The organism is Bradyrhizobium sp. AUGA SZCCT0222 (assembly GCF_018130205.1).
In the GTDB taxonomy this organism is placed as follows: Bacteria; Pseudomonadota; Alphaproteobacteria; order Rhizobiales; family Xanthobacteraceae; genus Bradyrhizobium.
In genome coordinates this window covers 1-13,270 of sequence record NZ_JAFCLX010000040.1, presented here as the reverse complement: position 1 = coordinate 13,270, position 13,270 = coordinate 1, and the positions used below count along the sequence as shown (strand labels likewise).

Sequence of the window (13,270 nt, the reverse complement as noted above, 5' to 3'; positions counted from 1 at the left end):
CCGCAATGATTTCGAGGATTTTGACCGCATGAGCGCGCACGGCCCGATGCCGAAATCGTCGTGGATTTTCCCCGCATTGGCGGTAGCGCTGTTCGTGGTCGCCACCGCGCTCGGGCTGACCTTCACACCGACGGCCGGCGGTTTGCTGTTCGCGGCGCTGCTGCTGGCGATCCTGTTCGGCACGGTGTTTGCCGCCGTGCATCACGCCGAGGTGATCGCGGAACGGATCGGCGAGCCCTACGGCACGCTGTTATTGACGCTGGCAGTCACGATCATCGAGGTCGCGCTGATCGCGACCATCATGCTCGGCGACAAACCGGTGCCGGCGCTGGCGCGGGACACGGTGTTCGCGGTCGTCATGATCGTGTGCAACGGCCTGGTCGGCCTTTGTATCTTCATCGGCGGGCTGCGCTATCGCGAGCAGGATTTTCAGGTTTCCGGCGCCAATCTGTATCTCAGCGTGCTGTTCGTGATGGCGACCATCACGCTGATCATGCCCAACTACACGCTGACGGCGCCGGGACCGATCTATTCGGCGGCCCAGCTCGGCTTTGTCAGCGTCGTCACGCTCATTCTCTATTGTGTGTTTCTCTATACCCAGACCATCCGGCATCGCGACTATTTTATCAACGATGCCACGGGAGACGCGGGCGACGGGGCGCTGCTATCGAACCGGATGCTGGCGTTGAGCATTGCGCTGCTGCTGCTCGCGCTGCTGGCGGTGGTGCTGTTGGCCAAGAAATTCTCAGTTGTGGTCGATTTAGCCATCGCCCGTGTCGGCGCGCCGCCGGCTTTCGCGGGCGTGCTGGTGGCGTTGTTGATTCTGCTGCCGGAAAGCGTCGCCGCCATTTCTGCCGCCCGCAAGAACGACCTGCAGAAGAGCATCAATCTCGCGCTCGGCTCGTCGCTGGCGACCATCGGGCTGACGATCCCCGCCGTCGCCGTTGCCGCTTACGCGCTCGACAAGCAATTGGTGCTCGGCCTCAACACGCAGGAGATGGTGCTCTTGGTGCTGACCTTCGTCCTCAGCATGCTCACCTTCGGCACCGGACGCACCAACATCCTGTTCGGGCTGGTCCACATGGTGGTGTTCGCCGTATTCCTGTTCATGGTATTCGTGCCGTAGTTCCCTTGTCGTTCTCTGGAGTTCATCCAAAATGCTCAGCGCCACGTCAGACGTTCAGGTCGACACCCCGGAAGTTCGCGTCACCGAGTGGCGGCTGGCGCCGGGCAGCGCCACCGGACACCACACCCATGGGATGGACTACGTCATCGTGCCGGTGACCGCGGGCGAAATGACCATCGTGGCGCCGAACGGCGAACGCTCGAAGGCGCAGCTCGCCGTCGGTAAATCCTACTTCCGCAAGGCGGGCGTCGAGCACGACGTGCTCAACGAAACAGCAACCGAGATCGTGTTCCTGGAGGTCGAGCTGAAGCCCTGACCGTCCGTTATCGGCAGCGCCGCAACCGACCCATTTCGGCCGCAGGTCCTGACAAGCCGTTAATAGTGCGGCTCCCGGAACGTCCCGCAACAAGGGCCCGGCGGGGTCGCCTTAGGGCGGTAGAAACGGAACCTCATGAGGATCTGCACAATTGCCACCGATCCGTCGCAGTTGATCCCTCAATATGCCCAGAAGTTCCCGCATCAAACTGGTCGCGGGGAGTGGCCGGCATGCTGAAGAAGTATATTTCGAAATTCACGATCGACATCCTGCCTTCGGTGGCAGCGACCGTCATCGGGGCTTACATCGTCAATCATTACATCGTCACCAGGCCGGGCACGGACGCCCCTGTCGCCGCCGCCGTATCGGCTGCCGACCCCAAAGCTCCAGCCAAGGCCGCAGAAACCGGCAACCCGCCGACGGCGGGCGTCAGGGCTAAGGGGATTTCCGAAAAAGCCCTCCTCGAGAAGACCGCGGCCGAACGGCCGGCGGTGGTCGAGAAGGTTGAAGCCAAAGCGGATGTGAAGGCGGACGTGAAGCCTGATGTAAAGGCTGACGCGAAGTCCGCCGACGCGCCGGCCGAGACCGCGAGCGTTCCGGCCGAGCCGCGCGCCACCCGCGCCGCGCCGCGCGAACGCGAGAAGGAAAAGATCAGGGTCGTGCTGCCGTCACCGGTGCAGCCCGTGGCGCCGGCCGTCGCGGCCGCGCCGCCGGCGCCTGTTGCCGCGCCGCCGGTCGAAACCGCTGTTGTGCCGGATGATCGCCGCGACGCCAACGACCTCGCGCGCGCTGCAATCGAGCGTCTGCGGGTCAACAATGATGGTTCGCCGCGTGCACCCGAAGTGGTGCGCACGCCCGAAGCTCAGCGAGTAGAGACCCCGCGGATCGAGACGCCACGAAGCGAGACGCCGCGGGTCGCGGCCGCGCCGGCGCTTCGCCCGCTGCCGCCGCCGATCTCGGTCTCGACGCCTTCGGGAGCGGAGAGCTTCGATCAGGGCAGGCCGCCTTACGCAGCCAATGCGTCTGTCGATCCGCGCCGCCCGACGCCGCCGGCCGAAATTCCGGTCTCGCGTCCGCTCGATTTGCGGGCCGATGTGCCGGAGCCGTCGGTGCGCGAGCGTACCACGGCCGTAGCCGAGGACGTGCTGTCGGCGGCGAAGTCGGTGTTTCACGCCGTCCTGCCGAAATAATCCATCGTGTCTTCTCGTGCCCCGGACGCAGGCATCGCCGCGACCGGGGCCTCTGCTTTGCATGGGGTTGTTTTCGCGATTTTGCGTCGAGAGCCGCGTTCCGATTGAATCGGATCGGGGTTCTGGATTCCTGATTTGACGCGTTTTCTCGACGCGAACCGGTATACACCCCCGGATCAAGTCCGAGGGCATGCTTCGCGGGAAAACGCGCTACCCGCCGGTGCGGGCCAGGCCGCTGCGTGCGGCTTCGTCCTTGGGGCGGATTGCAATGGCGCGGCCATAGGAAGCGGCCGCCTTGGCCTTGTCGCCGAGCCGTTCATAGGCCTGCCCGCGGGCTGACCACGCCGGTGCGCTATTGGGATCGGCCTGCACCGCCTCGTCGAGGTCGGCGGCCGCTTCCTTGGCCTTGTCGATCGCAAGATAGCTTGTTGCGCGGCCGAGCAACGGTTCGACCTTCTGCGGCGTCAGGCCGTTGGCGGCGGTGAAATCCTCGATCGCCTGCTGGTACTGTTTCTCGCCTTGATAGATCAGCCCGCGGCCGTAGAGCGCTTGGACGTTGTACGGATCGAGAGCGAGGGCGCGATCGAATTCCGCCAACGCCTCTTCGTTCTTGCCGGACTTGGCGAGCACCTGGCCGCGGGTGGCATAGCCTTGCGAGTCGCTGACGCTGCGCGCGCTGATATTGTCGGTCGGTTTCTGCGCCACGGGCTGCGGCTTTGGGCTGTCCGCGCCCCACGATCCCAGGTCGAACGAGCAGCCGCCAAGCGGCATCGTCAGCAGCGCGACCAGTACGACCGTACGGCGCACGCCACGAGAAAACGAACAGGAGGCCGGAATGGCCATATGGCGGAATGCTCGCGCGTTCATGGCGCATAGGTAGCCCGGCACACCGCAAAATGCATCGGTCAAAATAGCCGCAACCGGCGGACCGAACCCGTCAGGCCCTCGGATCGACAAACAAAAAACCTAAAGAAAAACCCAAAGAAAAAAGCGCAGGCCGGGGCCCGCGCTTTCCAATTCAAATCTGCTCGGTCGTTCAGCGCGGTCCGCGCGGACCTGCACCCGGGCCGCCACGACCGCCACCGGGACCACCACGGTCGCCACCGGGGCCAGCACCGAACACCGGCTTCGGCTTCATCGGCAGCAGACCTTCGCGCTGCAGCTTCTTGCGAGCCAGCTTGCGCGCGCGGCGCACGGCTTCGGCCTTTTCACGGGCCTTCTTCTCGGAGGGCTTTTCGTAATGGCCGCGGAGTTTCATCTCGCGGAAAATACCCTCGCGCTGCATCTTCTTCTTCAGCGCCTTGAGGGCTTGATCGACATTGTTATCGCGGACGAGAACCTGCACGCGGCATCCTCTTTCAATTGATCGGATAGGAATTCTGGTAAAGCGAAGAGCTGGCGAAAGGCCTAGCCCTTAACCTGAAGGCGGGCATTTACCAGACAAAACCTGTGATGTCCACCTGTGAAGCGAACAGCCGGACCAAGTTAAGCCATGAAATGCGGCAAATCTGACGCGGTTCGGCCCTGATTTGGGAAGTTATGTGCCCAGACCGAGGCTGTTCCCGGAGTTTTTGAGCAACCCGGCAGCAACAATCTGGGGAGACAACCATGGATACGAAGAAATATGCCGCCGAGGCCATCGGCACGTTCTGGCTGACATTTGCGGGATGCGGCAGCGCCGTCATCGCCGCCGCCTTTCCGCAGGTGGGTATCGGACTGGTCGGGGTGTCCTTTGCGTTCGGACTGAGCGTCGTCACCATGGCCTATGCGATCGGCCATGTATCCGGCTGCCATCTCAATCCGGCCGTCACGGTGGGGCTTGCCGCAGGCGGGCGCTTTCCAACCGGGCAAATCGCGCCCTACATCATCGCGCAGGTGATCGGCGCCGTTGCGGCGGCGGCGCTGCTTTATGTGATCGCGAGCGGCGCTGCCGGTTTCGACGTCACCAAGGGTTTTGCGTCGAATGGCTATGACGCGCATTCGCCTGGCAAGTACAGCATGGTTGTCTGCTTCATCACCGAGGTGGTGATGACCATGATGTTCCTGTTCATCATCATGGGCGCGACCCATGGCAAGGCGCCGGCGGGCTTTGCACCGCTGGCGATCGGATTGGCGCTTGTCATGATCCACCTCGTCAGCATTCCCGTCACCAACACCTCGGTGAATCCGGCGCGCAGCACCGGGCCTGCGCTGTTCGTGGGCGGATGGGCGCTGGCGCAGCTCTGGCTGTTCTGGGTGGCGCCGCTGATCGGCGGCGTGCTGGGCGGGGTGATCTATCGCTGGCTCAGCGAGGAGCCCTCCGGCGTCGTCGAGGGCCGCAAGTCGGCATAGCGCGAGGCCGCCTAGCGCAAGCCTGCGTGATGCGGGCTTGCTGCTATTTCTTGCGCGGCGACACTTCGGTGACGTGACCCATCTTGCGGCCCGGCTTCGGCGCGCCCTTGCCGTAAAGGTGCACGGTGGCGCCGGGAACCGTCAGCCACTGTTCGTAGCCGAGGATGTCGTCGCCAATCAGGTTCGTCATGGTGACCTCGCCATGACGGACCGGTTTGCCGAGCGGCCAGCCGGCGATGGCGCGGATGTGCTGCTCGAACTGCGAGATCGAGGCGCCGTCCAGCGTCCAGTGTCCGGAATTATGCACCCGCGGCGCGATCTCGTTGACCAGCACTTTCGGCCCGCCATTTTCCGCTACCACGAACATTTCGACCGCGAGCACGCCGACATAGTTCAGCGCTGTTGCGATCTGCTCGGCGATGCCGCGTGCCTGCGCCGCCAGCGCATCCGATATCTGCGCCGGCGCGCGCGAGATTTTCAGGATGTGGTCGCGGTGCTCGTTTTCGGTGACGTCGAAACTCTCGACCTGGCCGTCGACCGAGCGCGCAGCGATCACCGAGATCTCGCGTTCGAACGGAATGAAGGCCTCGAGGATCGCCGATTTGGTGCCGAGGTCTTCCCAGACCCGGGTGAGATCGTCGCCATCGCGGATGATCGCCTGGCCCTTGCCGTCATAGCCGAAGCGGCGGGTCTTGATCACGGCGGGCAGGCCGATCTTCTTGATCGCCGCCCGCAGGGTTTCCACCGACGACACGTCGGCATAGTCGGCGGTGCCGATACCGAGGCGCTTCACAAAATCCTTTTCGACCAGCCGGTCCTGCGTGGTCTCGAGGATCTTCTGGGTCGGCAGCACCGGACGGCGCGCCGCCAGCACCATGGCGGTGGCGGCCGGCACATTCTCGAATTCATAGGTGATGACGTTGACGTCGTTGGCGAACAGTTCGAGCGCCTCGACATCGGCATATTCCGCGCAGGTGGCGTTCAGCACCACGTCGAAGGCCGGCGAATCCGGATCCGGTGAAAACACCTGGCAGCGAAGGCCGAGGCGCGCGGCGGCCATCGCCAGCATCCGGCCCAGTTGCCCGCCGCCGAGAATTCCGATGGTGTCGCCGGGCTTCAGCTTCACATTGTTGGAAGCCGTCACGCCAAGCCCTCCGGCCGCTCTTTGACCGCATCGGTCTGCTCCTTGCGCCAGGCGGCCAGGCGCGTCGCCAGCGCCGGATCGTGCAGCGCCAATACGCTGGCGGCGAGCAGGGCGGCGTTGATCGCGCCGGCCTTGCCGATCGCGAGGGTGCCGACGGGGACGCCCGCGGGCATCTGCACGATCGAATAGAGCGAATCGACGCCGGACAGCGCCTTGGATTCGACGGGAACGCCGAACACCGGGAGTTCGGTCAGCGCCGCCGCCATGCCCGGCAGATGCGCCGCACCCCCGGCACCGGCGATAATGATCTTGAAGCCGGCCGCCTTGGCGCCCTTGGCGAAAGCAAACAGCCGGTCGGGGGTGCGATGGGCCGAGACAATGCGTTTTTCGCAGTCGACCCCGAGCGCCGCCAGCGTGTCGGCGGCGTGGCGCATGGTCTCCCAGTCCGACTGGCTTCCCATAATGATGGCGATCGGTGCGGTCATTTCGTCAGTTCTATCGGGAATCCAGAAACATAGGCCGATTATAGGGGTGGCCCGGGCGTCATCCAAGGCATGGCAAGGGATTAGGAATGGACTATCCTGTCTTGGTGAATCCGGGCAAGCCTTGATACGCATGCCTGCACAGGGAAGGTCATGAAGAAGAAAACCAGGGCAGCGGCTGCGGGAACCGCAAAACGCCCGAAAACGGCCCCGGCAGGACGAAAACCCGCGCCGCGCGGGATCCGCAAGTCCGCAAGCCCGTCCCCGGCTCCGTCCGTTGACCCCAAATCGACGATCCGCCGGCTCAAGACGCAACTGGCGCGGGCTCGGGCACGAATCGAGGAGCTGCAGGCCTCGGCCGATACCGACTTCCTGCTGGATATTCCGAGTCGGCGCGGTTTTGAGCGCGAATTGCACCGCGCGATCGCCTTCATCAAGCGTTACCACGCGAGCGGCGCCCTGATCGTGCTCGACGTCGATCGCCTGAAGCCGATCAACGACGCTTTCGGTCATGCCGCCGGCGACGAGGTGCTCAAGGCCATCGTGAAGACGCTGCTGGCCCACGTGCGCGCATCTGACGTGATCGGCCGGCTCGGCGGCGACGAGTTCGCGCTGCTATTGTGGAATCTCAGCGAAACCGATGCCAGGGCCAAGGCGGCGTTGCTGGAGGGGGCGATCGATCGCCTCACCTTTGTGTTTGGTGGCAGCACCGTTACTGCGGGCGCCTCCGCCGGCGTCGCGATCCTCGGTCCTCACGCGGAATTGGGCCGCACGCTGGAAGAGGCCGATAGCGCGATGTATGTCCGCAAGGCGCAACGGCGGCATGAGGCGTGAACGGAGTTCGTAGGGTGGGCAAAGGCGCGCACTTGCGCCGTGCCCGCCATCTTTGATCATCGCACTGAATGGTGGGCACGCGGAGCCTGTCATCGGGCGCGCATTCGCGCGACCCGTTGGCTTTGCCCACCCTACGAATGCTCGCAAACGGTCAAAGCCCGCTCAAATCTTCCGGCACGTTGCCGAACTTCCGCAGCAATTGCGCGTCGCCGAATTCGCCGATCATGGGATCGCCGCTGCGGCTGAACGCGACTGCGCCGATGCTGCCGGGGGCTCGCGACAGGATCTCGGCGCGGCGCAGCGCGGTGGTCGGACTCTGGCACTCCTCGGCAGCGCCAGCGACCGGCGAGCCGTCATCGTCCTGCAGGAATGGCAATGCAACGTAATAGGTGACATCGGCCATCATTGTCGCTCCGGTTTTGCTGCTCAGGCAGCAGTGCTGCTGGTGCGCAAGGTTTGGGTTGGCACGCAGCCGGCGGATATCGCCGCCTGCAGTTCCTCCAGCTCGGCTTCCAGATATTCGTTGGCCATGATCAGCGCCTTGATGGTCGAGCGCAGATTGCCGTCGCACATCGCGATCGCCTGATCGCAGGCTTGCTCGTAGCGGCTGTTGTCGGACAGGGACGGTGGTGCGGACATGACAAAACTCCCTTTGCTGGCGGCAGGGAGATATGTTCCTCTTTTGTTCTATTAGAGTCAAGCAAAGAGCGTGCGCGAAAATTCGTTTTCCCGTGCTCAACCGGCTGCCGGCGACGCGATCGCGGCCCTGAAAATTCGTGGCAACCGCGGCGCCTTGTGGATGTCGGGGAAAAGGGATTTGCCGCAGGCGGGCGGTCTTTGGCTATAGCCCCACCGTTCCGAAAAAAAACTCGCACCGGCCGGGCGAACGGATCGGCGGCAGCCAGGTTGCGGCTGTTCATCGTGGTGCGGCTTGTCCACTGCGGCTTCCGGCGCCAGCGTGATCAGCCTGCGATCAGGCAATGATATCAGGCGTGATCTGGTCTTCGATGAAGGCGATGCGGTCGCGCAATTGCAGTTTGCGCTTCTTCAGCCGCTGCAGCCGCAGCAGATCCGGCGCAGGCGACTGATGCAGCGCGTCGATCGCCGCATCGAGATCGCGATGCTCCTGCTGCAGCCGGGCAAGCTCGTTTTCGAGCTCGCGCTCATCTTCGTTGGTCATGGCGTACGCTTACTGCAAAAGCACGATGAGGTTGTAGACGGTTTGCGAAGCCGCCAGCGAAATATCGTCCCTGCGGGCCCGGTCCGCAAGCTGACCCGGTTCCATAGTCACGATTGGTTACAGATAAATCCGAAAAAATGAGAGGCCCGATTCTGGATAGCCATCGACAGATTCGGCGGCTGGTGTACACTCCTTCGTCCGGATCGAATCTGAGGTTTCACCCACCGAGGAGATTTCGTATGGCTCTACAGGCGCATCTTGTTGAACTTGAACGTAAACACAAGATCCTCGAAAACGAATTGCACGAAGCGCTCGTGCACCTTTCCACAGACGACCTGCACATTGTCGAGTTGAAGCGTCGCAAGTTGATGGTCAAGGACGAGATCGAGCGGTTGAAACAAACCGCCAGCGATACGGTCCACTAAACCGGTCTCCAGCAGAATAGCGAAACGTAATTCACCGTCGGATGGGCGCTGATGCGCTCATCCGCATAGGTTGTATTGCGAAATTATCTTGTATTTATCGCTTACTGCTCTGCCAGTTCACCAACATGATCAGCGATCGCCAGGGACGACGTCAGTCCCGGCGATTCGATGCCGAACAGGTTGATCAGTCCAGTGACGCCGTGCGCGCGCGGTCCCTGGATCAGGAAATCCTGCGTGGCAACCGCAGGTGGCACGATCTTCGGCCGGATTCCGGAATAGCTCGGCATCAGCGCCCCGTCCGGCAGCGTCGGCCAATAGCGCCGGATCGCGGGATAGAACCTGTCGGCACGGGCCGGGTCGACGGCGTAGTCGATGCTCTCGACCCACTCCACGTCCGGACCGAAGCGCGCCTGTCCGGCCATGTCGAGGGTGAGGTGCACGCCAAGCCCACCGGGCTCCGGCACCGGATATATCAGCCGTGAAAACGGCGCCCGCGCGCTGCAGCTGAAATAATTGCCCTTGGCGAGATACGCCGGCGGTATCAGCTCGATCGGCATGCCCTCGATGCTGCGCGCGACTGAAGGCGCGCCCAATCCCGCTGCGTTGATCAACAGATTGCATTCCAGAACCATCGGCGCATCGCCGCCCGTCTCGATTTCAATCCTGCCCGCGTTTGCCCGGGCGCGCAGCAGCGGCGTGTAAAACGCGTAGGCGGCACCAGCTTCCTCGGCATCGCCCATCAGCGCCAGCATGTAGGCGTGGCTGTCGATAATGCCGGTCGACGGCGAAAGCAGGGCCGCGTCGCAATTGAGCGCCGGCTCCAGTGCGCGCGCCGCTTCGCCGGTCAGAAGCTGCATGTCGTCGACGCCATTGGCTTCGGCATGGGCGCGGATCGATTGCAGCTTTTCGGTTTCCGCAGGTGTCGTCGCGACGATCAGCTTGCCGCAATTGCGATGCGGGATGCCGTGGTCGCGGCAATAGTCGTAGAGCGCCCGCTTGCCACTGACGCACATCTGCGCCATCAGGCTGCCGGCGCGGTAATAGATACCGGCGTGGATCACTTCGCTGTTGCGCGATGAGGTGATGGTGCCGATGCCCTCGGCCGCCTCCAGCACGATGACTTCGCGGCCGTACTGGGCGAGACGCCGCGCGATCGCGAGCCCGATCACCCCCGCTCCGATGACGACGCAATCAACCTTGTCCATGTACGCTTCAGGCCCGGAAATCTGGCGCGGGATCACGCCCGCGACGCGCTTGTTTTATTATCGTTTCGTTCAGAAGTATGCCCCAACAACCCGTTGGATTGCCTCGACATATGCCCTGAGGTCCCATCCTGTTAGTGAAGCATTAATCATGTCAGGGCAATTGCCGTAATTTGAGTCGCATTTTCCGGTTGCAAGGGTAGGCGTTTACCCGATCCAAACCCGTCAAGCCAGACACTCCACCGGGAAATCCGCGGGTGAATGATGGCTGGCAAGAATTGGCAGGCAGGCGGGAGGGATTCGATTCCGGCGCTGGCCCTCGTGTGTCTGCTCGCCACCTCTGCGTCGTACGGGTTGGCATGGGCCGCGCCGCCCGTTTCCGGCGGCTCGGCGCCGTCCAGCTATTCCGGCGAACTCGACCCCAACATGATCTGGGAGATGCTGATCGGCGGCATCGTGGTCGTGTCATTTCTGGCAGCGGCCGGGCTGTGGGTGCTGTCGGCGCTGCGCCGGGTCAAGCGTTCGCAACTCCGGCGCAGTGCGTTCGTCAGCTCAGCCCTGAACAATCTCAGCCAGGGCGTGGTGATGACCGACGTCCGTCAGCGCATCATCTACTGCAACGACCGCTATCTCGAAATCTATGGCCTGGTCCGCGCGGACATTCCCCGCAACATGACCGGGCCGGAACTGCTGGAGGTGCGGCGCAAGCGCGGCGCACTGGATGTCAGCGTCGACGAATTCTATGCCCAGGCCGCCACCGCGGACGGCCTGATCACCGAACTGCCAAACGGCAAATCGGTTCTGGTCAAGTATTTCCGCCTGCCGAATGGCGGGTCGGTCGCGACCCATGAGGATTGCACCGCGCAGCGCAAACTTTCGCGCAAGCTGGCATCGACCACGCAGTTCCTGGAATCGGTGCTCGACAACGTTCCGGTCTGCGTCGCCGCCAAGAACATCGAGGACGGCCGCTATATTTTCGCCAACCGCGCGTTCGAGCGTTTCTCGCGCTTCTCGCGCGACCATATCGTCGGCAAGCGCGCCGACGAGATATTCCAACCCGAAACCGCACGCACCATCGACACCGCGGACCAGTCGGCGCTGAAGGCGCCGGAAGGTTACCACCGCAGTGAGTTCGAGGTCGAGCGCGGCTCCGAGAAGCGCGTCCTCGCTTCCAACCGCGTGATCGCACGCGATGAGAACAACCAGCCTGAATTCCTGATCGCACTGTTCGACGACGTCACCGACCGCCGTTCGTTGTCGCGCGAGCTGGAGAGTACCAAGAAGTTCCTCGAACTCGTGGTCGACAACATTCCGGTCTCGCTGATCGTCGAGCGCGTCTCGGACGGAAAATACCTGCTCGCCAACCGCAGCGCCGAAACCATCCTCAACCGCCGCCGCGAGGACGCCACCGGACTGACGGCGGCCGATATCTTCAATCCGCGCGAAGCCAAGCTGATCATCGCGCGCGACGAGGCGGCGATCAAGAAGCGCGGCCTTCTGACCGAGGAGCACCCGATTTCGACCAAGGACGGCCTGCGGCTGTTCCTGACCCGCCGGATGACGGTGCTCGATGATGCCGGTGAGCCGCAATATCTGATCAAGACCCATGAGGACGTCACCGATCGCCGTCAGACCGAGTCGCGGATGGCGCACATGGCCTATCATGACGGCCTGACCGATCTGCCGAACCGCGCCGCCTTCCTGCAGGCGCTGGCCCAGATGATCGAGGCCTGCGAGGGTACCGAAGAGGAATTCGCGGTGCTCTGCATCGACCTCGACGGGCTGAAGGAAGTGAACGACGTGTTCGGTCACGCGATGGGCGACAAGGTACTGACGGAGGTCGCCCAGCGCCTGCAGGACTGCGCCCGCGGCGGCGTGGTGGCCCGGCTCGGCGGCGACGAATTCGGGTTGATCATCGACGGCAAACAGCCCTCCGCGGGCATCGCGCTGGCCGAGCAGGTCGCGATCGCGCTGGCGAAGGAATTCCAGATCGACGGCAAGCCGGTTCGGGCCGGTGCCACCACGGGCATCTCGGTATTTCCGCACAACGGGTCGGACGCGGCAGCCCTGCTCGCCAATTCCGGCGCGGCGCTGTTCCGGGCGAAAGCAAAATCGCGCGGCTCGATCAGCGTCTTCGAGCCCGAGATGGACCAGCAGATCCGCGACCGCCGCGTGCTGCATCAGGACCTCTCGGTCGCGATCAAGAACGGCGAATTGTCGCTGTACTATCAGCCGCAGGCCGCTTCGGGTCCGACGGTTGCCACCAGCGAAGTGATCGGCTTCGAGGCGCTGGCGCGCTGGATGCATCCGGTACGCGGCTTCGTGTCGCCCGGCGATTTCATTCCGCTGGCGGAAGAAAGCGGCCTGATCGTCGAAATGGGCGAATGGATCCTGCGCGAAGCCTGCCGGGAGGCGGCCTCCTGGCCGGTGCCGATGCAGATCGCGGTCAATTTGTCGCCGGCGCAGTTCATGCACGGCGATGTGGTCAGTCTGGTGCATTCGATCCTGCTCGAAACGGGGCTGGCTCCCGATCGGCTCGAACTCGAAATCACCGAAGGCGTGCTGATCGAGGATTTCGATCGTGGCCTGGCGCTGCTGCGGCGGCTCAAGGCGCTCGGCGTGCGCATCTCGATGGACGATTTCGGCAGCGGCTACTCCTCGCTGAGCTACCTGCAGGCGTTCCCGTTCGACAAGATCAAGATCGACCGCGCCTTCGTCATGCATCTCGGGCGCAACCCGCAATCGGCCGCGATCGTGCGCGCCGTCATCGACCTCGGCCACGGCCTCGAAATGTCGATCGTCGCCGAGGGCGTCGAAACCCAGGAACAACTCAGCTTCCTGTCGGAAGAGGGCTGCGACGCGGTGCAGGGCTATTTCATCGGCAAACCCCTGCCGATCGGGCAATACGCTGCGCTGGTCGGGCGCAACGTCATCAACGGTATCGAGTCCACGCGCAAGACCGGCTAGGTGGTGTGGACACTAGCGCATCCACAGAACGATGGCTGCGAGAGTGACGACGGCCCGGTAATTCCGGGCCGTT

General features: G+C 63.5%; 15 protein-coding genes. 7 read left to right on the top strand and 8 right to left on the bottom strand.

The features are described from left to right. The first annotated feature begins 28 nt into the window (after positions 1–28). The 3 genes from JQ629_RS27690 to JQ629_RS27680 all read left to right on the top strand — a co-directional run bounded on the left by JQ629_RS27690 (position 29) and on the right by JQ629_RS27680 (position 2,632). Positions 29–1,126 (top strand): calcium:cation antiporter, encoded by a 1,098-nt coding sequence (locus tag JQ629_RS27690; RefSeq protein ID WP_212415311.1) that lies wholly within the window; start codon positions 29–31, stop codon positions 1,124–1,126. Positions 1,127–1,157: 31 nt separating this feature from the next. Further along, positions 1,158–1,442, top strand: a complete 285-nt coding sequence (locus JQ629_RS27685) for a cupin domain-containing protein (protein WP_211999437.1) — start codon at positions 1,158–1,160, stop codon at positions 1,440–1,442. 230 nt (positions 1,443–1,672) lie between these two features. Then, positions 1,673–2,632 (top strand): hypothetical protein, encoded by a 960-nt coding sequence (locus tag JQ629_RS27680; RefSeq protein WP_349631330.1) that lies wholly within the window; start codon positions 1,673–1,675, stop codon positions 2,630–2,632. A 210-nt stretch (positions 2,633–2,842) separates the two neighbouring features. On the opposite strand, the gene JQ629_RS27675 is transcribed toward JQ629_RS27680, so the two are convergent. Further along, positions 2,843–3,475 (bottom strand): tetratricopeptide repeat protein, encoded by a 633-nt coding sequence (locus JQ629_RS27675; protein WP_212390245.1) that lies wholly within the window; start codon positions 3,473–3,475, stop codon positions 2,843–2,845. A 193-nt stretch (positions 3,476–3,668) separates the two neighbouring features. Continuing rightward, on the bottom strand, positions 3,669–3,977 hold the full coding sequence (rpsU, locus tag JQ629_RS27670) for a 30S ribosomal protein S21 (protein WP_192736788.1): 309 nt from the start codon (positions 3,975–3,977) through the stop codon (positions 3,669–3,671). A gap of 263 nt (positions 3,978–4,240) precedes the next feature. Here rpsU and aqpZ point away from each other — a divergent pair, with 263 nt between their 5' ends. Further along, complete coding sequence (gene aqpZ, locus JQ629_RS27665) at positions 4,241–4,963, top strand: aquaporin Z (protein WP_212265624.1); 723 nt, start codon at positions 4,241–4,243, stop codon at positions 4,961–4,963. A gap of 43 nt (positions 4,964–5,006) precedes the next feature. Here aqpZ and JQ629_RS27660 read toward each other — a convergent pair whose 3' ends face one another. After that, the gene (locus JQ629_RS27660; protein ID WP_212415310.1) at positions 5,007–6,107 is read right to left on the bottom strand and encodes a 5-(carboxyamino)imidazole ribonucleotide synthase; all 1,101 of its coding nucleotides are present in this window, start codon (positions 6,105–6,107) and stop codon (positions 5,007–5,009) included. Continuing rightward, positions 6,104–6,592, bottom strand: coding sequence for a 5-(carboxyamino)imidazole ribonucleotide mutase (gene purE, locus JQ629_RS27655; RefSeq protein ID WP_212415309.1), 489 nt, complete (start codon positions 6,590–6,592; stop codon positions 6,104–6,106). The genes JQ629_RS27660 and purE overlap by 4 nt, the downstream gene beginning before the upstream one ends. A gap of 150 nt (positions 6,593–6,742) precedes the next feature. On the opposite strand from purE, the gene JQ629_RS27650 reads away from it, so the two are divergent. After that, entirely contained in the window at positions 6,743–7,423 is a 681-nt protein-coding gene (locus tag JQ629_RS27650) for a GGDEF domain-containing protein (RefSeq protein WP_212415308.1), read from the top strand. A gap of 151 nt (positions 7,424–7,574) precedes the next feature. Here the strand turns inward: JQ629_RS27650 and JQ629_RS27645 are convergent, their stop codons facing one another. The 3 genes from JQ629_RS27645 to JQ629_RS27635 all read right to left on the bottom strand — a co-directional run bounded on the left by JQ629_RS27645 (position 7,575) and on the right by JQ629_RS27635 (position 8,603). Continuing rightward, positions 7,575–7,826 carry a hypothetical protein gene (locus tag JQ629_RS27645; RefSeq protein WP_212032854.1) on the bottom strand — a complete coding sequence of 84 codons (252 nt, stop codon included), beginning with the start codon at positions 7,824–7,826 and terminating at the stop codon, positions 7,575–7,577. A gap of 23 nt (positions 7,827–7,849) precedes the next feature. Beyond that, on the bottom strand, positions 7,850–8,062 hold the full coding sequence (locus tag JQ629_RS27640) for a hypothetical protein (RefSeq protein WP_192736783.1): 213 nt from the start codon (positions 8,060–8,062) through the stop codon (positions 7,850–7,852). Positions 8,063–8,396: 334 nt separating this feature from the next. Continuing rightward, the gene (locus JQ629_RS27635) at positions 8,397–8,603 is read right to left on the bottom strand and encodes a YdcH family protein (protein ID WP_079538570.1); all 207 of its coding nucleotides are present in this window, start codon (positions 8,601–8,603) and stop codon (positions 8,397–8,399) included. 239 nt (positions 8,604–8,842) lie between these two features. Between JQ629_RS27635 and JQ629_RS27630 the strand changes: the two genes are divergently transcribed. Further along, positions 8,843–9,028, top strand: a complete 186-nt coding sequence (locus JQ629_RS27630; RefSeq protein ID WP_192736781.1) for a YdcH family protein — start codon at positions 8,843–8,845, stop codon at positions 9,026–9,028. A gap of 101 nt (positions 9,029–9,129) precedes the next feature. On the opposite strand, the gene JQ629_RS27625 is transcribed toward JQ629_RS27630, so the two are convergent. Continuing rightward, positions 9,130–10,233, bottom strand: coding sequence for an NAD(P)/FAD-dependent oxidoreductase (locus JQ629_RS27625; RefSeq protein ID WP_212415307.1), 1,104 nt, complete (start codon positions 10,231–10,233; stop codon positions 9,130–9,132). Positions 10,234–10,494: 261 nt separating this feature from the next. Here JQ629_RS27625 and JQ629_RS27620 point away from each other — a divergent pair, with 261 nt between their 5' ends. Beyond that, entirely contained in the window at positions 10,495–13,197 is a 2,703-nt protein-coding gene (locus tag JQ629_RS27620; protein WP_212415306.1) for a sensor domain-containing protein, read from the top strand. Positions 13,198–13,270: the final 73 nt, after the last annotated feature.